This is a genomic window from Pantoea sp. JKS000250, assembly GCF_003201065.1.
Classification (GTDB): Bacteria; Pseudomonadota; Gammaproteobacteria; order Enterobacterales; family Enterobacteriaceae; genus Pantoea; species Pantoea vagans.
Map to the genome: position 1 here is coordinate 3,814,415 of NZ_QICZ01000001.1, position 19,244 is coordinate 3,833,658.

The window sequence follows — 19,244 nt, forward strand, 5'->3', positions numbered from 1 at the left end:
AGCGAGCCGCTCCTTTATCATCCCCCTACCTATTTTCAGGCAACGGCTAACTGGATTCCATGTATCAACCTGTCGCGCTATTTATCGGTCTGCGTTACATGCGCGGACGAGCATCGGATCGCTTCGGTCGCTTTGTCTCCTGGCTCTCAACGATTGGCATTACGCTCGGCGTGCTGGCGATGGTCACCGTGTTATCGGTGATGAATGGTTTTGAGCGTGAACTCGAAGGCAATATTCTTGGCCTGATGCCTCAGGCGTTGATCACCAGTGATAAAGGCAGTCTCAATCCCCAACAGCAACCCGCTGACTCGCTGAATTTGCAGGGTGTCAGCCGCATCGCGCCGCTGACCACCGCCAGTGTGGTGCTGCAAAGCCCGCACAGCGTCTCGGTTGGCGTGATGCTGGGCATTGAGCCGGATGAAAAGGATCCGCTGACGCCGTTCCTGGTGAACACCCAGCAGAGCGTGCTGCAGGCCGGGCAGTACAATGTGATCCTCGGTGAACAGCTGGCGTCACAGCTTGGCGTAAAACGTGGCGATCAGCTGCGTCTGATGGTGCCGTCGGTCAGCCAGTTTACGCCGATGGGACGCGTGCCGAGCCAGCGTCTGTTTACGGTGGCAGGCACCTATGCCGCCAACAGCGAAGTCGACGGTTATCAGATTCTGGTTAATCTTCAGGATGCGTCGCGCGTGATGCGCTATCCGGCCGGGAATATTACCGGCTGGCGGCTGTGGCTGGATAAACCGCTATCGGTTGACAGCCTCAGCCAGCAGACGCTGCCCCAGGGTCTTGTCTGGAAAGACTGGCGTGAGCGCAAAGGCGATCTCTTCCAGGCGGTGCGCATGGAGAAGAACATGATGGGCCTGCTGCTGAGCCTGATTATCGCTGTGGCCGCTTTTAACATCATCACCTCATTAGGCCTGCTGATCATGGAGAAGCAGGGCGAAGTGGCGATCCTGCAAACCCAGGGCCTGACGCGCCGGCAAATCGTGGCGGTGTTTATGGTGCAGGGTGCCAGCGCCGGGATTATCGGCACGCTGCTCGGCACGCTGCTCGGTGTGCTGCTCGCCAGCCAGCTCAACAATTTAATGCCGGTGATTGGCCTGTTCCTCGATGGTGCCGCGTTGCCGGTTGATATCAATGTGTGGCAGGTGGTCACCATCGCCCTCAGCGCGATGATTGTGGCGCTGTTGTCTACGCTCTATCCTTCGTGGCGCGCTGCCGCCGTTCAACCTGCTGAGGCTTTACGTTATGAGTAACACTCCTTTGTTGCAGTGCCGCGACCTGTGCAAACGCTATCAGGAAGGCAGCGTGCAGACCGATGTGCTACGCAATGTGGCTTTCAGCCTTCAGCCCGGTGAACTGACGGCGATTGTCGGCAGCTCCGGTTCCGGTAAAAGTACGCTGCTGCATCTGCTGGGCGGTCTGGATGCGCCGACATCGGGCGATGTGGTGTTTGATGGTCAGTCGCTGAACGCCATGTCCTCGTCGGCCAAAGCCGAGCTGCGTAACCGCGAGCTGGGCTTCATCTATCAGTTCCACCATCTGCTGCCGGACTTCAGCGCGCTGGAAAACGTGGCGATGCCGCTGCTGATTGGCAAAATCGCGAAAGCAGAAGCGCAGGATCGCGCCCGCGAGATGCTGGCCGCCGTCGGGCTGGACCACCGTGCCGCGCACCGGCCGTCTGAACTGTCCGGCGGCGAGCGTCAGCGCGTGGCGATCGCCCGTGCGCTGGTCAACCGACCACGGCTGGTGATGGCGGATGAGCCCACCGGTAACCTGGATGCGCGCAACGCCGATGCTATTTTTGAACTGCTGGGCGAGCTGAACGTTCGTCAGGGCACCGCCTTTCTGGTGGTGACGCACGATCTGATGCTGGCAAAACGCATGACGCGTCAGATGGAGATGCGTGATGGTCAGTTAAGCGTTCAGCTCACTCTGGCAGGAGCGCTGTAATGGGTTCGTCGTTATCCCTGTTGCTGGGCCTGCGCTTCAGCCGTGGACGCCGTCGTGGCGGCATGGTTTCGCTGATTTCGGTGATCTCCACCATCGGGATTGCGCTGGGCGTGGCGGTGCTGATTATCGGCCTCAGCGCCATGAACGGTTTTGAGCGTGAGCTGAATAACCGCATTCTGGCGGTGGTGCCGCACGGTGAAATCGAGGCGGTTAATCAGCCGTTCCAGCACTGGCAGTCGATGATTGCGCCGATTGAAAAGGTGCCCGGCATTGCGGCGGCAGCCCCCTATGTCAACTTCACTGGCCTGATTGAGAGCGGTGCCCGGCTGGAAGCGCTGCAGGTGAAGGGCGTTGATCCTGCCCAGGAGCCGCGCCTCAGCGCACTGCCACAGTTTGTCGCCGGTAACGCCTGGTCCTCTTTTGCCGCCGGTAAGCAGCAGATCATTCTGGGCGGCGGCATTGCTGAATCGCTGAAGGTGAAGCAGGGCGACTGGATCACCATCATGATCCCGAATAACGATGGTGATAACAAACTGCTTCAGCCAAAACGCATTCGGCTGCAGGTCAGCGGTATCCTGCAACTCAGCGGCATGCTTGATCACAGTCTGGCGCTGGTGCCGCTGGCCGATGCGCAGCACTATCTGGATATGGGTGACAGCGTCTCTGGTATCGCGCTGAAGATGACCGACCCGTTCCAGGCCGTCAAACTGGTGCGCGATGCCGGTGAAGCAACCCGTTCTTACGTCTACATTAAGAGCTGGATTGGCACCTACGGCTATATGTACCGCGACATTCAGATGATCCGCGCCATCATGTATCTGGCGATGGTGCTGGTGATTGGTGTCGCCTGCTTTAACATCGTCTCCACGCTGGTGATGGCGGTGAAGGACAAGAGCAGCGATATCGCGGTGCTGCGTACCCTCGGCGCGAAAGACCGGCTGATCCGCGCCATCTTTATCTGGTACGGTTTGCTGGCGGGCCTGCTGGGCAGCGTCAGCGGTGTGGTGGCTGGCGTGCTGGTGGCGCTGAATCTGACCTCACTGGTGCGCGGGCTGGAGTCAATCACCGGTCATCATCTGCTGGCAGGAGATATCTACTTTATTGATTTCCTGCCCTCGGAACTGCACTGGATTGACGTGTTCTCAGTACTGATTACCGCCATTCTGCTGAGCCTGCTGGCGAGCTGGTATCCCGCCAGACGCGCCAGCCGCATTGACCCGGCTCGGGTATTAAGCGGTCAGTGATAAAAATGCGGCGCGAGTAATTTCGCGCCGCATCTGTTTAAGACCTTTGCTGTTGGGTCATGCCCTCAGCAACCGTTACTATCGGGTGATGTTAACCCGGAATCTGTTTAGAGCGGCTCGCCGCAGCTGCTACGCCAGGAGATTTTATGCGTACACCACGTCGCCGCATACGACTTGCCCGCCTGAAGAAAACCCGGAGAAAAGTGCATCAGCGCTTTCGCCAGCGCATTTTTGAGCGCGATCGTCAGGTCGAACTGGCCGCTCATCCCCAGCCGCATGTTGTGGTGCTGACCGGCGCAGGCATTTCCGCGGAGTCCGGCATCCGGACCTTCCGCGCGGCTGATGGCCTGTGGGAAGAGCACCACGTTGAAGACGTTGCCACGCCCGAAGGCTTTCAGCGCGATTCCGCGCTGGTGCAGCGTTTCTACAATGCGCGTCGTCAGCAGCTGCAGGAAGCCGACATCCAGCCTAATGCCGCCCATCTGGCGCTGGCGGAGCTGGAGCAGGTGTTAGGCGATAATTTCCTGCTGGTCACGCAAAACATCGACAACCTGCATGAGCGTGCCGGAAACAGCCGGGTGCTGCATATGCACGGTGAGCTGTTAAAGGTGCGCTGTGTCACCAGCGGTCAGGTAATTGAGTGGACCGGCGATATCACGCCGGACGATCGCTGCACCTGCTGTCAGTTCCCCTCTGTGCTGCGGCCGCACGTGGTCTGGTTTGGCGAGATGCCGCTGGGCATGGAGCAGATTTACCAGGCGCTGGAACAGGCCGATTACTTTATCGCGATCGGCACGTCAGGCCATGTCTATCCGGCCGCGGGATTTGTGCATGAGGCCAAACTGCAGGGCGCGCACACCGTTGAGCTGAACCTGGAGCCGAGCCAGGTGGGTAACGAGTTTGCCGAACGGCATTACGGCCTGGCGAGTGAAGTGGTGCCGAAGTTTGTTCATACCCTTCTGCGCGGGCTGTATAAGTAGGCGGGGCGGCGATGGCCGCCCGAAGTTGCTGACAAAGTCTGCCACGGCCAGCTGTAAGACCGTGTATGCACAGGGAACACGGTCAGATCAGAAAGTCGCTTAAACCATCCATGGCCGCTCGTCCCGCGCGATGACGCACCTCATCCATGAAGTGCGCCCGTTGCCGGGCCAACGCGTTGCGTTGTTCAAAAACGCTCCCGGCGTTTTTATCCGGGCGGCGGGACGCTTTCCTCTTCTGACCGTGTTCCCTGCGCTTTATGCTAATGCGTTGCAGCCAGGGTCACCCAGCTTTGGCTTTGCCAGCAGTCTGCGGAGCGGCTAATGCCGCCCCTTTTATCAATTTTAGCGGCCCGCTTTAAGCTGCTGGAACAGGGTTTCGTACTGAAGGCTGGCGTCGCCCACATCATCCTGCCATTCACCGTGCTTAATTACGTCAGCAGGTGGATAGAGTGACGGATCGTTCGCCACAGCGGGTGGCAGCAACGCCTTTGCCGCGAGGTTCGGTGTAGGATAGCCGATAGTTTCCGCCACTTTCGCCGCGACGTCAGGACGCAGCAGGAAGTTAATCAGCTTCAGCGCGCCCGCCTTGTTCTTCGCGTTAGCCGGTATCGCGAGGTTATCCATCCAGAAAATGCCGCCCTCTTCAGGCCAGACGATCGCTAACGGCGTGCCAGACTGACGTGCGACATACGCTGAGCCATTCCAGAGCATGCCCAGATTCACTTCGCCTTCCATAAAGGGATTACCCGGATTATCAGAGTTGAAGGCCAGCACATTGGGCATCAGCTTTTTCAGCTCAGAATAAGCGGCTTTGATCTGCTCAGGATCGCGGGTATTGCCGGAGTATCCCAGCTTGCGCAGCGCCATCTGGAACACTTCGCGCGCGTCGTCGGTCAGCAGCAGGCTTTGCTTATATTCCGGCTTCCATAGATCGGCCCAGCGGGTCACGCTTTTCACGTCGATCTCATCGGTATTGACACCGATTGCCGTCGCGCCCCAGATATAGGGAATCGAGTAGTTATTGTCAGGATCGAAGGGTTTATTCAGCAGGTCGGGATCAAGGTTGCTGAAGTTGCTGAGCTGGCTTTTGTCGATCTTCTGCAGCATCCCTTCGTTACGCATTTTTGCCACGAAGTAGGTTGACGGCACGACCAGATCGTAAGCGCCATCTTTCCAGGTTTTCAGTTTGGCGTACATGCTCTCATTGGATTCATAGGTCGAATAGATCACTTTAATGCCGGTCTCTTTCGTGAACTGCTCCAGCAGCCCCGGCGGCACATATTCGGTCCAGTTGTAAAAATAGAGGGTATTACTGTTGTCTGCCTGCGCCACGTTCATACCCAGCAACAGCGCACCTGCCGCCAGCCAGTGAGATCTCTTTTTCATCCTCAATCCTCTTATTTATTTCTGTCACGCAGCAGCCACTGACTGGCCGCGACCAGCAGCAGTGACAGCAGCATTAAAATAGTGGCCAGCGCATTCACTTCCGGAGAGACGCCAACTTTTACCATCGAGTAGATCTTCAGCGGTAAAATCTCAAACGTCGGACCGGTGACAAAGGAAGAGACCACTACATCATCCATCGACAGGGTAAAGCTCAGTAACCATCCGGCGGCAACGGCTGGCATCGCCAGCGGCAGAATGATTTTGCGCAGAATGGTGGTTTCGCTGGCCCCCAGATCTTTGGCTGCTTCCAGCATGCGCACATCAAAACCTTTCAGACGTGAGTAGACGGTAATCACCACAAACGGCAGGCAAAATGTAATGTGGGAAAAAAGCAGTGACCAGAAGCCCAGCGACATGCCCAGCAGCATAAACAGCACCAGCAGGGAGATAGCCATCACAATGTCCGGCGACATCATCACCACGAACAGCATGCCACTGACAAAGGGCTTGCCGCGAAAACGATAGCGAAAGAGAGCGACAGCGGTGAGTGCGCCGATCAGTGTGGCACAGCTGGCTGAGAGCACGCCCATGATTAGCGAGTGCTGCGCCGCCTGAATCAGACTGTCATTGTTCAGCAGCAGGCTGTACCAGCGGGTCGTGAAACCCTGCCAGTTAATGCCAAAGCGGGAGGCGTTAAACGAATTCACGATCAGAATAACAATCGGTATATAGAACCAGGCGTAAATAATCGCCATAAAACTGCCGCGTAACAGGCGTGCCATCATCCTAAATCCACCCGGTTATTCAGCAGTCGCGCCGCGCGCCAGTAAATCAGCAACAGCAATCCCATCAACAGCGTCATCACAATGCTGGTAGCCGCGCCAAATGGCCAGTCGCGGATGTTGAGGAACTGACTTTTGATGACGTTGCCAATCAGCAGATTCTTTGCGCCGCCCATCAGGTCGGCGACGTAGAACAGCCCCATCGCCGGGATCAACACCAGCAGACAGCCCGCAATAATGCCCGGCATGGTCAGCGGCAGAATAATACGGAAAAAGGTCTGCAGCTTACCGGCACCGAGGTCGCGCGCCGCTTCCAGCAGCGGTTTATCCAGCTTCTCCAGGCTGGAGTAGAGCGGCAGCACCATAAACGGCAGCAGAATGTAGATCAGCCCGAGGATCACCGCTTCCGGGGTATACATGATGCGAAACGGCTTATCGATCAGCCCCAGCGACAGCAGGAAATCATTCAGCCAGCCACGGGTGCTGAGGAAAATTTTCAGGCCGTAAATACGGATCAGCGAGTTGGTCCAGAAAGGCACAATTAACAGAAACAGCATCAGCGGACGCAGGCGCGGTGTGAGTTTTGTCAGACACCATGCAAAGGGATAGCCGAGCAACAGACAGCCGATCGTGGCAATCAGCGCCATGCTCAGCGAGTGCAGCAGCACCTGCGCATAGAGCGGGTCGAGCAGCCGGGTGTAATTACTGAAGGTCAACACCGCGCTGACGAAATGTGCATCATCGCGCGTCAGAAAACTGGTGACAAAAATCATCAGGTTGGGCACAAAGACGAACAGCGTCAGCCAGCCGACAATCAGGGCGATGACCCCCTTCTGAAAACCATTACGCATCCGCTTCATAGGGCAGTACCACCTCCCATCCCGGCACCCAGCTCACGGCCATCTTCTGATTAAGCGAGTGATCAACGTCCGGGTCATCTTCATTAAAGAACTCGCTGACCGTAACCAGCTTACCGTTCTCCAGCTCTACCGCAGACTCCAGCGTCATGCCTTTGTAATTACGTTCGCGCACATAGCCAATCAGGCCATCTGATGCGCTGTCACCGTGGATCTCCTGCACCCGCAGATCTTCCGGACGCAGCAGCACATGAAGCCGGTCACCCACGCTGACCGGGAAAGTACAGTGGATCTCGCACTCGCGTCCCTCGACCCGGGCACGCACGTCTGGCGCGCGGTCGCTGGCGAGCACTTCAGCATCAAAGACATTAATTTCGCCGATAAAGCGGGCAACAAACAGGTTTTCGGGCTCTTCGTAGATTTCGCGTGGCGTACCGTCCTGCACGACCTTGCCGTCGCGCATGACCACGATGCGATCGGACATGGTCAGCGCCTCTTCCTGATCGTGGGTGACAAAGACAAAGGTGATGCCGAGCTTACGCTGCAGGGCTTTCAGCTCGTTCTGCATCTGACGGCGCAGCTTATAGTCCAGCGCCGATAGGGATTCGTCCAGCAGCAGCACTTCAGGACGATTGACTACTGCGCGGGCAATCGCCACACGCTGTTGCTGGCCGCCAGAGAGCTGATGCGGGCGGCGATCGGCAAAGCTTTCCAGCTGCACCATTGCCAGCGCGTCATTGACTCTGGTCGTTATCTCCGCCGCCGGGGTTTTCTGCATCCGCAGGCCAAAGGCGACGTTTTCATATACCGTCATATGCGGAAACAGCGCATAGCTCTGAAACACGGTATTGACGTGACGGTGTTCGGCCGGCGTATCAGTAATGTCCTGATCATCGAGCGAAATACGGCCGCGATCTGCCGCTTCCAGTCCGGCAATCAGGCGCAGAATGGTGGTTTTGCCACAGCCCGACGGGCCGAGCAGGGTGATGAACTCACCGTGATGGATGGTCAGGTTAAAATCATCAATGATGGTCTTACCATCAAAAGCTTTACTGATGCCAGAAAGCGTAACCAGCGCCTGCTGTGCGCGTGTTTGCGTCATTTTAGTCTCAGTCTGTCTAGGGTCGAACAGGTAATAGCATAGCCGCTCAGCGCAGCCAGCCAGCAAAGAGGGGCGGATGATACCTGAAAAATAAGGCATTGCCATGTTTTGCCCGCCTGGCCGCGGCAATTTGACCGGCTGTTAACAACATTGCGAGGTTTGCCGCAACAATCACGTAATCAGGCGTTTTTTTCGGGCTTATTACTTTCACAAAGGTCACTGACAGCGCTAACCTGTCTGCGAATGATTTTACGCAACGTTGTGACCGGCGGGTCTGTGAATAATACCGGACGGCACTTTTAAAGGATGGGATATGGAACAGTTACTTGAGCGCTTTTTAAGTTATGTGGCAGTTGAGACACAGGCTAAGCCGCAGGCGCGCCAGGTGCCCAGCAGTGAAGGGCAGTGGACGCTGGCGCGTCAGCTGCAGGAGGAGCTGCTGGCCCTGGGTTTTGTTGATGTCACCCTGAGCGATCACTGTTGCGTCATGGGCACACTGCCCGCCAATGTTGACTGGCCGACGCCAGTTATCGGTTTCATCTCCCACATGGATACGTCGCCTGATTTCACAGCGAAACATGTGAATCCGCAGATCATCGAAGATTATCGCGGTGGCGACATTGCGCTGGGTAATGGCAATGAGGTTCTGTCACCCGTGATGTTCCCGGTGCTGCACAAGCTGATTGGGCATACGCTGATTACCACCGATGGCAAAACCCTGCTGGGCGCGGATGATAAAGCGGGTATTGCCGAGATTATGACGGCGATGGCGCAGCTGGCTAACAGCGATACGCCGCACGGCGCGATCCGTGTCGCCTTCACGCCCGATGAAGAGATCGGTCGCGGCACCTCTCACTTTGATGTGGAGGCGTTTGCGGCTGACTGGGCCTACACCATTGATGGCAGCGACCTGGGCGAGTTTGAGTATGAGAACTTCAATGCCGCCTCGGCTACGGTCAAAATCGTCGGTAACAACGTGCATCCAGGCTCCGCCAAAGGCGTGATGGTCAATGCGCTGGAGCTGGCTAACCAGTTTCATGCGGCCGTACCGGCCGGCGAAAAACCGCAGTACACCGACGGCTATCAGGGCTTCTACCATCTGCACCAGATCAAAGGCAGCGTCGAGCACGCCGAGATGCTCTATATCATTCGTGACTTTGAAACCGGGAGTTTCGAACAGCGTAAACAGACGCTGCTGCAGATCGCCGCGGAGATCAACAAAACCCTGCACCCGGATTGCTCGGTCACGGTTGAAATCACTAACAGCTATCGCAACATGCGTGAAAAAGTCGAGCCGTTCCCGCATATCATTGATCTGGCTTTGCAGGCGATGCGTGACTGCGGCATTGAACCGGTGGTGAAACCGATTCGTGGCGGCACCGATGGGTCGTCACTGTCGTGGAAAGGGTTGCCTTGCCCGAACATCTTTACCGGGGGCTATAACTATCACGGCAAGCATGAGTTCGCGTCGCTGAATATCATGGCGAAGTCAGTGGAAGTCATTGTGCGTCTGTCCGAACTGGCAGCACAGAAGAAGGATTAAATGAAAAAAGGCTCTCTGCCAGTAAAAGCCAGAGAGCCTGTTTCAGCCGCAGCGCACGGTTCTGCGCTGCGGGTTATTCCTCGCCGAAGTACCAGTAACCAGCATTCACCAGACCGGCGATCTGCGCCAGCACGGCCGGATCATCCAGCGCATCTCCCAGGTCGTCGAGCGTGATGCGATAGTGATTCGCCAGAACCGCCATGACATCGGGGCGTGAACACTCAACCCGCTCACCATTGATATAAACAGCATCACCAATCGTCAGGACACGCAGGCCACCCAACCGGCTCAGGGCATCGCCCTGTTGCAGCGCATCATAAATCTCATCAGGCTGATAAGGCGGTTCCGGCGGCGCGACGTCGAGTTCGTGGCGTGACTGCGAAATGAATTCGCCGAACCACTGCTCAAACTGCTCCGGCTGATTGACCACATCCAGCATCAGCTGGCGCACGCCTTCAATCTCCTGCGGCAGGATCTGTGACGGGCAATCGCGTGCAGGCACATCCGGATCGCTGAAGCGCAGGCTGCCCAGCTCGTTGGCCAGGGCGTAGTCGGCAAAGCCGCTGATTAACTCACGACCGCTGGGGGCGCGGAAACCAACGGAGTAGTTCAGGGCGTTTTCCAGCGAGTAGCCTTCATGCGGGAATCCTGGCGGAATGTAGAGAATATCGCCCGGCTCCAGCTCTTCATCGATGATGGCATCGAAGGGTTCAACCTGCAGCAGGTCCGGATGCGGACAGTGCTGCTTCAGCGCCACTTTTTCACCGACGCGCCAGCGACGGCGGCCCGTACCCTGAATAATGAAGACATCATACTGATCAAAATGGGGACCGACGCCGCCGCCAGGCACGGCAAACGACACCATCAGGTCATCGACACGCCAGTCAGGCAGGAAGCGGAAAGGGCGCATCAGCGCGGCAGAGGGTTCATGCCAGTGATTGACCGCCTGGACCAGCAGCGACCAGTTGTTCTCTCCCAGGTGATCATAGCTCTCAAACGGGCCGTGGCTGACCTGCCATTTGCCGTCCTGATGGCTGACCAGGCGGCTGTCCACCTCGTTTTCCATTGCCAGTCCGGCCAGTTCATCCGGTGAAAGAGGATCAACGAAGTTTTTAAAACCACGCTTCAGCACGACCGGGCGTTTCTGCCAGTAGCGCTGAATAAAATCGGGCCAGTTAATATCGAGCTGATAGTCCATACAAGGGTTCCGCTTAGGGCTGTAAATGCCAGCTAGTATAACAGCCCGGACGGTTTTCTACTCGCGACGATGTTCGACTTCCTGGCGCTGAAAAACCACTTCCATACGTGCTCCGCCAAGCGCACTGCTGGTGGCGATGACGTTACCCTCATACTGTTCCAGAATATCGCGCACCACCGCCAGACCTAATCCCTGGCCCGGACGCAGCGTATCGGCGCGCTGCCCCCGCACAAACACTAAATCGCGCTTGCTCTCAGGAATACCCGGGCCATCGTCGTCGATATAGAGATGCAGCGCCTTTTCGCTCTGATAAGCACTGACTTCGATAAATTCCAGGCAGTACTTGCAGGCGTTATCGAGTACGTTGCCCAGCACTTCCATAAAGTCATTCTGGTCGCCCACAAAGGTCAGCTCCGGTGAGATATCCAGCGTTATCGCCACGCCTTTGCGCTGATAAACTTTATTCAGTGCCGAGCAGAGACTGTCGAGCAGACCGGAAACGGAATGAAGATCGCGCTGCAGCGGATTGTGATCGGCCTGCATACTGGCGCGATGCAGGTAGTATCCCACCTGTTGTGAGATGCGGCTTATCTGCTCCAGCATTACCGGCTCCGCCTGTTCCACCGTCAGCTCTTTACCATTGCGCAGCGATCGCAGGGTACTCTGCAATACGGCCAGCGGCGTTTTCAGGCTGTGGGTCAGATCCGAAAGGGTGGTGCGATAGCGGGTGTAGCGCTGCCGTTCATTGGTCAGCAGCAGATTGAGGTTGCGCACCAGACTGCGCAGCTCCTGCGGCGGATTATCCGCCAGATTCTCACGCTGACTGGTCTCAAGTTCGCGCACCTGCTGTGTCAGCGCACCAATTGGCCGCAGACTCCAGTGCGCCGCCAGCCACAGCAGCGGAATAATCAGTATCAGGTTGGCCGCCAGCACATAGCTGAACCACGACCAGACCACATCAGAGTGCTGCAACTCCTGCGGAATAGAGTCGACCACTACGATGGTGAGTGCGGGCAGATTCGTCGTGGCATCGTAACGGTTAACGGCCACCGAGTGGGTAAAGGTGTCGTTACTGTCGGTGTCCCAGTCATTAAGCCGTTGCTTCGCATTGAGATTATTGCCCATCGCGACCATGCTGGTGCGGTTGCTGGTATCGATCTCGTAGAAGTCGGGCTTCAGCAGCCATTCGCGGCGGATCTTTTTGCGAATATCCGGCACGTCGCGTTGCTGCCACAGCAGCTTGCCGTGCTCATCGTAGATGAAGACCAGCGTCGGAAAGTTCAGCGTCATGCGTTCCGGCTGCGCGATGGTGAGCTTGTTGTCATGCCATTGCGCCAGCGTAAAGAACAGATTGCTCTCGCCGCGCATCACCCGGTAGGTATTTTTATCGAAACTCACCACATAGCCAATGACTGCGACCATGCCGTAAGAAAGAGAGAGGAACAGAACTATCGCTGCGGAGGCCAGCAGAAAGCGGGCGCGCAGCGAAATAGGGCGGTAACGATTAAACCAGGACATGGTCAGAGATCAAAGCGGTAACCCTGGCCACGCACGGTGGCAATGACATCAGTAGGGTGCAATGCCAGAATCTTTTTGCGCAGACGACCCATCAGGACGTCGATGGTGTGGCTTTCACGCAGTTCAGCGTCAGGATAGAGCTGCAGCATCAGCGAGTCTTTGCTCACCACTTTGCCCGCATTTCGGATTAGCGTCTCGACAATGGTGTACTCAAAGGCGGTGAGTTTTACTGGCTCTTCATTCACCGTCAGCTCACGGCGTGAGAGATCGACCTGAAACGGGGCCATATCGATGATTTGCGACGCATGACCGCTGTTGCGGCGCATCAGCGCCTGCAGGCGTGCCGCGACCTCTTCAATGTGAAACGGTTTGGTGACGTAGTCATCCGCACCGGCTTCCAGCGCTTCGACTTTTGCCTGCCAGCCCTCACGGGCGGTCAGCACCAGAATCGGCTGACGCACGGCATCACTGCGCCAGCGGCGAATCAGCGACATGCCATCTTCATCCGGCAGGCCGAGATCCACCAGCGCGATATCGGGCAGATGTTCGCGGAGAAAATAGTCAGCTTCTTTGGCGTCTTCGGCGGCATCGACCTGATGGCCCATGTCACGTAACTGGACGGCGAGATGATGGCGCAGCAGGGCATTGTCTTCAACAACCAGAACACGCATAGAAATTCCTTACACTCTGTTTGAGTCAACCTGCAGAAAGTATACGCGAAATGTATTAAACAAGATGTTAACGCAGACCGGACTGAGCCGGTCTGCGGCGGACATTATTTCAGATCGTCAACCATCTGGATAGCGCGACCAATATAGTTTGCAGGCGTCATCTGCTTCAGACGCACTTTTTCCTCTTCCGGCAGCGCCAGGCTGTCGATAAAGGCCTGCATGCCGGCAGCATCTACGCGTTTGCCGCGCGTCAGCTCTTTCAGCTTCTCATACGGCTTCTCAATGCCGTAACGACGCATCACCGTCTGGATCGGCTCTGCCAGCACTTCCCAGTTATGATCCAGCTCGTCCAGCAGACGATCGCGGTTCACTTCCAGCTTGGAGATACCTTTCAGCGTCGCCTGATAGGCGATCAGCGCATAACCCACACCCACGCCGAGGTTGCGCAGCACGGTGGAGTCGGTCAGGTCACGCTGCCAGCGTGAGACCGGCAGTTTGCTGGCCAGATGCTGCATCACGGCGTTCGCCAGGCCCAGATTGCCTTCGGAGTTTTCGAAGTCGATCGGGTTCACTTTGTGCGGCATGGTTGAGGAGCCGATTTCACCCGCGATGGTTTTCTGTTTGAAATGGTTCAGCGCCACATAACCCCAGATATCACGATCGAAATCGATCAGGATGGTGTTAAAGCGGGCGATGCAGTCGAACATCTCGGCGATATAGTCGTGCGGTTCAATCTGCGTGGTGTACGGGTTCCAGGTAATCCCCAACGAAGTAACGAATTTCTCGCTCAGTTCATGCCAGTCCACTTCGGGATAGGCGGCAATGTGGGCATTGTAGTTACCGACTGCGCCATTGATTTTACCCAGCACTTCAATCTGCTTCAGCTGACGTAACTGACGCTCCAGACGGTAGGCGACGTTGGCCATCTCTTTACCCATGGTCGATGGCGTCGCCGGCTGGCCGTGGGTGCGTGAGAGCAGCGGAATGTCACGGTATTCGCTGGCAAGCCCTTTCACGGCGCTGATCAGCTGGTCCCAGTAAGGCAGGATGACGTCACGGCGGGCCATTTCCAGCATCAGGGCGTGCGACAGATTGTTGATATCTTCAGAGGTGCAGGCGAAGTGGATAAATTCAGAGACGGCATGCAGGGCAGGGAAATCGGCCACTTTCTCTTTCAGGAAATACTCAACCGCTTTCACATCGTGGTTGGTGGTGCGCTCAATCGTTTTGATGCGGGCGGCATCGCCTTCTGAAAAACCGGCGACAATTGCATCAAGGAAAGCGTTTGCGTCGGCATCAAATGCAGGAACTTCCTTGATCTCTGCGGTCGCGGCCAGTTTTTGTAACCAGCGAACTTCAACCTCAACGCGGAATTTCAGCAGACCGAACTCGCTGAAAATCGCACGCAGCGGGCTGACTTTATCGCCGTAACGACCATCGACAGGTGAGACGGCGGTCAGAGAGGATAATTCCATCAGTGCAACTCCTGAATCATTTAGCAGTGTTTTGCCGCACCGACTTAGTAAGTCAGTGGCAGCCGGGATAAGAGGGTTTTCGCTTCACGCAGCAAACGCTGGCGCGAGAACATTAGTTGCAGTCGGCCACCGCCGACCTGCTGCCACAATACGGCAGCGCGGATACCGGCTAACAGAGTGGCACGCACTTTACTCTGAACCTGCGTATTCTGCAGCACCGCAGGCGAACCGGTAACCTGGATACGCGGGCCAAGTGGGCTGATCACATCCACATAGATGCCAGCCATCGCGCTGAGGATGGTGTCTGACTCCAGTTCATAATGTGCCAGCTGGCGATCCAGCTGCGTAATGCGCTGTGCCAGCGTCGCCATGGCGGATTTACTGGCGCTGAGCTTGCGCTCCAGCACCATCATGCTCAGGGTGTAACGCGTCAGTTCAGCGCCTGCCCCCTGACGACTGCTGCTGTTCAGCACCGCCATCAGGGTTTCAAGTCCGAGGCGCAGGTTGGCTTCATTGTTGCCGAACACCGCCAGCGTGGAGCCAGGATTCAGGTCCAGTACGCTGCGCAGCGACACGGTCAGCGCTTCAGGCTGGCAGTGACCCTGCTGAGCCAGCTGCTGCACCAGATGGGCGGACTGACAGATGCCCGCCAGCGCCAGCGTGATTTCCTGATAATTTTTCGCCACGGTTACTCCTGTTTACGCGTCATCAACGCGGGCTAAGCCCGTTTACTCCGCCACTAACGGCAGGCGCTGTTCGATAATACCGCCACCGAGGCAGACATCGCCAAGGTAAAAGACCGCAGACTGGCCCGGCGTGACCGCAGCCACGGGCTCGTCAAAGCGCACCTCAATCCGATCGTCACCCTGCGGAATAATCTCACAGGGAATGTCGGTCTGACGATAGCGGGTTTTCACAGTGCAGCGCAGTGGGACGGTAATCGGCTGACGATTAACCCAGTGCAGCTGCTGCGCAATCAGGCCAACGGACATCAGACGCGGATGTTCGCCGCCCTGGGCGACAATCAGACGGTTACGCGCCACATCTTTGTCAACCACATACCAGGGATCATCTTTGCTCTCTTTCAGGCCGCCGATACCGAGACCTTTACGCTGTCCCAGAGTATGGTACATCAGCCCCTGATGTTCACCGACGATCTGGCCTTCCGTGGTTTCTATTTCGCCTGGCTGAGCCGGGAGATAGCGCGCAAGGAAGTCGCGGAATTTGCGCTCGCCGATAAAGCAGATGCCAGTCGAGTCTTTTTTCTTCGCGGTGATCAGGTCCAGCTGTTCTGCAATGCGGCGCACTTCCGGTTTTTCCAGCTCGCCGACCGGGAACAGACTTTGGGCAATCTGTTCGTGGCTCAGGGTATAGAGGAAATAGCTCTGGTCTTTGTTACCATCCAGTCCGCGTAACAGCTGGCTCTGACCATCGACGTCCTTGCGGCGCACGTAGTGACCCGTGGCGATGAAATCTGCGCCCAGGTCTTCCGCTGCGAACTCCAGGAACGCTTTGAATTTGATCTCTTTATTGCAGAGGATATCGGGGTTCGGCGTGCGGCCTGCTTTGTACTCTTCGAGGAAATGCTCAAAGACGTTATCCCAGTACTCTGCGGCAAAGTTAACTTTATGCAGCTTCATACCGAGCTTGTCGCACACAGCCTGCGCATCTGCCAGATCGTCCGCGGCAGTACAATACTCCTCGCCATCGTCCTCCTCCCAGTTCTTCATGAACAGGCCTTCAACCTGGTAACCCTGCTGCTGCAGTAACCAGGCGGAAACGGAAGAATCGACGCCGCCGGACATACCGACGATCACTTTTTTCTGGCTGTTGTCAGACATGACACGCTCGCATTACGATAAAAAAACAGGCGGCGCATTCTATCATGCAGAAGGCAGACGCGCACCCTCGTGAAACGGCCACTGGAACGGGCTGACCAGATGTAGCGGGTAGCGCGTGCCCTGTTGCCAGAGGCGTACGCTTTCCGCGACCAGTGGCGAACGCAGGTTAGATGCAGTGAGAATCTGCGCTGGCGGCAGCCACCAGCAGCAATCGATGTCGCTGTCCTGCGGCTGGGTTGGCGCTTTTTTGGCCAGATCCACGCCAAACAGAAAACGCACAAAAGGCGTACTGTCGGGCGCGATCCACTGGTTTATCCCGATGAAATAGTGCATCGATGCCGCGATGCCGGTCTCTTCATAGAGTTCGCGTTCGGCGGCTTCCAGCAGCGTTTCATCCGCTTCGAGATGTCCGGCAGGCTGGTTCCAGGTGGCACGACCGTTGATCGTCTCTTCCACCACCAGCAGTTCACCTTCGGCCTGAACCAGACAGGCGACAGTAACATGAGGTTTAAACATCACTTCTCCGCAATTGTTAACCTGAGGTTATAAAAAATCGGTTTTCAGGTGGGGCTCTCGCTGATTTCACGCCACGTACCTGAAGCCAGATCGTCGAGTGAATAGCTCCCCATGGCGTAGCGGATTAACCGCAAGGTGGGAAAGCCAATATGGGCTGTCATGCGGCGCACCTGACGATTACGGCCTTCATACAGTGTGACTTTCAGCCACTGCGTCGGGATATTTTTGCGCTCGCGGATTGGCGGCTGACGCGGCCAGAGCCACTGAGGCTCAGCCACTTTTTCCACGCCAGCGGGCAGCGTCATGCCATCTTTCAGATTAACCCCATCCCGCAGAGGCTGCAGATCCGCTTCCTGCGGATCGCCTTCCACCTGCACATAATAGACCTTGCCGGTGCGTTTGCCGGGCTGCGTCAGCGCGGCCTGCAGGGCACCGTCGTTGGTCAGTACCATCAGGCCTTCGCTGTCGCGGTCAAGGCGGCCCGCGGCATAAACGTCTGCGACGCTGACAAAATCTTTCAGGGTGCGGCGGCCCGCTTCATCAGTGAATTGCGGCAAAACGTCGAACGGTTTGTTAAACAGAATGACACGTCGTGGAGCAGCAGGGCGGGCAGGCGCACGTCGCGCATCACGCGTCGGGCGGCTGAATCGTTTATCCTGGTGAATTCGTTGAGTTGTTTTTCGCATGGGCTTTGCAGTCAGAAACATTCGGCGCATTATAACGTGAAATTGCGGTGATTGGCGTGACGGAAATATTCAAGTAGTATTGACGCGCATCTTACAAATCATTAACAAACGCCCAGGAGAGGTTAATGGAAAGCAAAGTAGTAGTTCCGGCGGAAGGTCAGAAAATCACCCTGAATCAGGGCAAGCTTACAGTGCCAAACAATCCGGTCATTCCTTACATTGAGGGTGACGGTATCGGTGTTGATGTTTCCCCGGTGATGCTGAAAGTCGTCGATGCGGCGGTGAAGAAAGCCTACAACGGCGAGCGTAAGATCTCCTGGATGGAGATTTACACGGGTGAGAAGTCAGTTGAACTCTACGGTCAGGACGTCTGGCTGCCACAGGAAACGCTCGACTTAATCAAGGAATATCGCGTGGCTATCAAAGGCCCACTGACCACCCCGGTCGGCGGCGGTATTCGTTCACTGAACGTAGCACTGCGTCAGGAGCTTGACCTCTACGTCTGCCTGCGTCCGGTACGTTACTACAAAGGCACGCCAAGCCCGGTTAAACGCCCTGAAGAGACCGACATGGTGATCTTCCGTGAAAACTCCGAAGATATCTATGCGGGTATCGAGTGGAAAGCGGGCTCTGCCGAAGCGGACAAAGTGATCAAATTCCTGCGCGAAGAGATGGGCGTGAAGAAAATTCGCTTCCCTGAGCAGTGCGGTATCGGCGTTAAGCCGTGTTCAGAAGCGGGTACCAAACGTCTGGTGCGCGCGGCAGTGGAATACACCATCACCAACGATCGTGATTCACTGACCCTGGTTCACAAAGGCAACATCATGAAGTTCACCGAAGGCTCTTTCAAAGACTGGGGATACCAGTTAGTGAAAGACGAATTCGGCGGCGAACTGATCGACGGCGGCCCGTGGATGAAGTTCAAAAACCCGAACACCGGTAAAGAGATCATCGTTAAAGATGTGATTGCTGATGCTTTCCTGCAACAGATCCTGCTGCGTCCGGCAGAATATGACGTTATCGCCTGTATGAACCTGAACGGTGACTACATCTCTGACGCCCTGGCGGCGCAGGTTGGCGGTATCGGTATCGCACCAGGCGCTAACATCGGTGATGAGTGTGCACTGTTCGAAGCGACTCACGGTACAGCACCGAAGTATGCCGGTCAGGATAAAGTGAACCCAGGTTCAGTGATTCTGTCAGCAGAAATGATGCTGCGTCATCTGGAGTGGTTCGAAGCGGCTGACCTGATTGTTAAAGGTGTTGAAGGCGCTATCGCTAACAAGACCGTGACTTACGATTTCGAACGCCTGATGGATGGCGCTAAACTGCTGAAATGTTCAGAGTTTGGTGACGCGATCATCGAAAATATGTAATGTCTGCTTAAGCCCACATCGCGGTAAACGCGATGTGGGCTTTTTTATGCCCGCTCTTTCACGCTTTTCCCTTCTCTTCGCATCCTCTCCTCAGTCATAACGTATTCAGTATT

The 19,244-nt window shown here is 56.4% G+C and carries 18 protein-coding genes; 6 read left to right on the forward strand and 12 right to left on the reverse strand.

Translation table 11 applies throughout. The features are described from left to right. The first annotated feature begins 59 nt into the window (after nt 1-59). The 4 genes from lolC to cobB all read left to right on the forward strand — a co-directional run bounded on the left by lolC (nt 60) and on the right by cobB (nt 4,180). Nucleotides 60-1,259: a lipoprotein-releasing ABC transporter permease subunit LolC gene (lolC, locus tag BY447_RS18050; protein ID WP_013357480.1), complete on the forward strand. Its 1,200-nt coding sequence runs from the start codon at nt 60-62 to the stop codon at nt 1,257-1,259. Continuing rightward, nucleotides 1,252-1,956 carry a lipoprotein-releasing ABC transporter ATP-binding protein LolD gene (lolD, locus tag BY447_RS18055; protein WP_110331717.1) on the forward strand — a complete coding sequence of 235 codons (705 nt, stop codon included), beginning with the start codon at nt 1,252-1,254 and terminating at the stop codon, nt 1,954-1,956. The genes lolC and lolD overlap by 8 nt, the downstream gene beginning before the upstream one ends. Next, the gene (lolE, locus tag BY447_RS18060; protein WP_033782665.1) at nt 1,956-3,200 is read left to right on the forward strand and encodes a lipoprotein-releasing ABC transporter permease subunit LolE; all 1,245 of its coding nucleotides are present in this window, start codon (nt 1,956-1,958) and stop codon (nt 3,198-3,200) included. Before lolD ends, lolE begins: the two co-directional genes overlap by 1 nt. A gap of 146 nt (nt 3,201-3,346) precedes the next feature. Then, nucleotides 3,347-4,180: a Sir2 family NAD+-dependent deacetylase gene (gene cobB / locus BY447_RS18065; RefSeq protein ID WP_110331718.1), complete on the forward strand. Its 834-nt coding sequence runs from the start codon at nt 3,347-3,349 to the stop codon at nt 4,178-4,180. A 342-nt stretch (nt 4,181-4,522) separates the two neighbouring features. Here the strand turns inward: cobB and potD are convergent, their stop codons facing one another. Genes potD through potA form a run of 4 tightly spaced genes read right to left on the reverse strand, consistent with a single transcriptional unit; the run spans nt 4,523 to nt 8,307 of the window. Then, nucleotides 4,523-5,566: a spermidine/putrescine ABC transporter substrate-binding protein PotD gene (gene potD / locus BY447_RS18070; RefSeq protein ID WP_033782667.1), complete on the reverse strand. Its 1,044-nt coding sequence runs from the start codon at nt 5,564-5,566 to the stop codon at nt 4,523-4,525. 11 nt (nt 5,567-5,577) lie between these two features. Next, entirely contained in the window at nt 5,578-6,351 is a 774-nt protein-coding gene (potC, locus tag BY447_RS18075) for a spermidine/putrescine ABC transporter permease PotC (RefSeq protein ID WP_110331719.1), read from the reverse strand. Continuing rightward, complete coding sequence (gene potB, locus BY447_RS18080; protein ID WP_107320173.1) at nt 6,348-7,199, reverse strand: spermidine/putrescine ABC transporter permease PotB; 852 nt, start codon at nt 7,197-7,199, stop codon at nt 6,348-6,350. The genes potC and potB overlap by 4 nt, the downstream gene beginning before the upstream one ends. Further along, nucleotides 7,192-8,307, reverse strand: a complete 1,116-nt coding sequence (gene potA, locus BY447_RS18085) for a spermidine/putrescine ABC transporter ATP-binding protein PotA (protein WP_110331720.1) — start codon at nt 8,305-8,307, stop codon at nt 7,192-7,194. Before potA ends, potB begins: the two co-directional genes overlap by 8 nt. Before the next feature lie 313 nt (nt 8,308-8,620). On the opposite strand from potA, the gene pepT reads away from it, so the two are divergent. Continuing rightward, complete coding sequence (gene pepT / locus BY447_RS18090) at nt 8,621-9,850, forward strand: peptidase T (RefSeq protein ID WP_110331721.1); 1,230 nt, start codon at nt 8,621-8,623, stop codon at nt 9,848-9,850. A gap of 73 nt (nt 9,851-9,923) precedes the next feature. Here pepT and BY447_RS18095 read toward each other — a convergent pair whose 3' ends face one another. The 8 genes from BY447_RS18095 to rluE form a co-directional block, all read right to left on the reverse strand. Further along, the gene (locus tag BY447_RS18095; RefSeq protein ID WP_013357489.1) at nt 9,924-11,048 is read right to left on the reverse strand and encodes a cupin domain-containing protein; all 1,125 of its coding nucleotides are present in this window, start codon (nt 11,046-11,048) and stop codon (nt 9,924-9,926) included. Nucleotides 11,049-11,105: 57 nt separating this feature from the next. Then, nucleotides 11,106-12,566 (reverse strand): two-component system sensor histidine kinase PhoQ, encoded by a 1,461-nt coding sequence (gene phoQ, locus BY447_RS18100; RefSeq protein ID WP_110331722.1) that lies wholly within the window; start codon nt 12,564-12,566, stop codon nt 11,106-11,108. 2 nt (nt 12,567-12,568) lie between these two features. After that, nucleotides 12,569-13,237 carry a two-component system response regulator PhoP gene (gene phoP, locus BY447_RS18105; RefSeq protein WP_003849836.1) on the reverse strand — a complete coding sequence of 223 codons (669 nt, stop codon included), beginning with the start codon at nt 13,235-13,237 and terminating at the stop codon, nt 12,569-12,571. Between the two features lie 104 nt (nt 13,238-13,341). Further along, the gene (gene purB, locus BY447_RS18110) at nt 13,342-14,712 is read right to left on the reverse strand and encodes an adenylosuccinate lyase (protein ID WP_110331723.1); all 1,371 of its coding nucleotides are present in this window, start codon (nt 14,710-14,712) and stop codon (nt 13,342-13,344) included. 44 nt (nt 14,713-14,756) lie between these two features. Further along, on the reverse strand, nt 14,757-15,398 hold the full coding sequence (hflD, locus tag BY447_RS18115; protein ID WP_033732295.1) for a high frequency lysogenization protein HflD: 642 nt from the start codon (nt 15,396-15,398) through the stop codon (nt 14,757-14,759). A gap of 42 nt (nt 15,399-15,440) precedes the next feature. Beyond that, on the reverse strand, nt 15,441-16,553 hold the full coding sequence (mnmA, locus tag BY447_RS18120; protein WP_110331724.1) for a tRNA 2-thiouridine(34) synthase MnmA: 1,113 nt from the start codon (nt 16,551-16,553) through the stop codon (nt 15,441-15,443). 42 nt (nt 16,554-16,595) lie between these two features. Then, complete coding sequence (locus tag BY447_RS18125; RefSeq protein ID WP_033782677.1) at nt 16,596-17,069, reverse strand: NUDIX domain-containing protein; 474 nt, start codon at nt 17,067-17,069, stop codon at nt 16,596-16,598. Between the two features lie 44 nt (nt 17,070-17,113). Next, nucleotides 17,114-17,776: a 23S rRNA pseudouridine(2457) synthase RluE gene (gene rluE / locus BY447_RS18130; RefSeq protein ID WP_146211002.1), complete on the reverse strand. Its 663-nt coding sequence runs from the start codon at nt 17,774-17,776 to the stop codon at nt 17,114-17,116. Nucleotides 17,777-17,880: 104 nt separating this feature from the next. Here rluE and icd point away from each other — a divergent pair, with 104 nt between their 5' ends. Then, entirely contained in the window at nt 17,881-19,131 is a 1,251-nt protein-coding gene (gene icd, locus BY447_RS18135) for an NADP-dependent isocitrate dehydrogenase (protein WP_013357495.1), read from the forward strand. Nucleotides 19,132-19,244 lie beyond the last annotated feature (113 nt).

Coding starts and splice junctions, on each gene's coding strand:
- lolC (WP_013357480.1), top strand. CDS start 60: ATGTATCAACCTGTCGCGCTATTTATCGGTCTGCGTTACATGCGCGGA.
- lolD (WP_110331717.1), top strand. CDS start 1,252: ATGAGTAACACTCCTTTGTTGCAGTGCCGCGACCTGTGCAAACGCTAT.
- lolE (WP_033782665.1), top strand. CDS start 1,956: ATGGGTTCGTCGTTATCCCTGTTGCTGGGCCTGCGCTTCAGCCGTGGA.
- cobB (WP_110331718.1), top strand. CDS start 3,347: ATGCGTACACCACGTCGCCGCATACGACTTGCCCGCCTGAAGAAAACC.
- potD (WP_033782667.1), bottom strand. CDS start 5,566: ATGAAAAAGAGATCTCACTGGCTGGCGGCAGGTGCGCTGTTGCTGGGT.
- potC (WP_110331719.1), bottom strand. CDS start 6,351: ATGATGGCACGCCTGTTACGCGGCAGTTTTATGGCGATTATTTACGCC.
- potB (WP_107320173.1), bottom strand. CDS start 7,199: ATGCGTAATGGTTTTCAGAAGGGGGTCATCGCCCTGATTGTCGGCTGG.
- potA (WP_110331720.1), bottom strand. CDS start 8,307: ATGACGCAAACACGCGCACAGCAGGCGCTGGTTACGCTTTCTGGCATC.
- pepT (WP_110331721.1), top strand. CDS start 8,621: ATGGAACAGTTACTTGAGCGCTTTTTAAGTTATGTGGCAGTTGAGACA.
- BY447_RS18095 (WP_013357489.1), bottom strand. CDS start 11,048: ATGGACTATCAGCTCGATATTAACTGGCCCGATTTTATTCAGCGCTAC.
- phoQ (WP_110331722.1), bottom strand. CDS start 12,566: ATGTCCTGGTTTAATCGTTACCGCCCTATTTCGCTGCGCGCCCGCTTT.
- phoP (WP_003849836.1), bottom strand. CDS start 13,237: ATGCGTGTTCTGGTTGTTGAAGACAATGCCCTGCTGCGCCATCATCTC.
- purB (WP_110331723.1), bottom strand. CDS start 14,712: ATGGAATTATCCTCTCTGACCGCCGTCTCACCTGTCGATGGTCGTTAC.
- mnmA (WP_110331724.1), bottom strand. CDS start 16,553: ATGTCTGACAACAGCCAGAAAAAAGTGATCGTCGGTATGTCCGGCGGC.
- BY447_RS18125 (WP_033782677.1), bottom strand. CDS start 17,069: ATGTTTAAACCTCATGTTACTGTCGCCTGTCTGGTTCAGGCCGAAGGT.
- rluE (WP_146211002.1), bottom strand. CDS start 17,776: ATGTTTCTGACTGCAAAGCCCATGCGAAAAACAACTCAACGAATTCAC.
- icd (WP_013357495.1), top strand. CDS start 17,881: ATGGAAAGCAAAGTAGTAGTTCCGGCGGAAGGTCAGAAAATCACCCTG.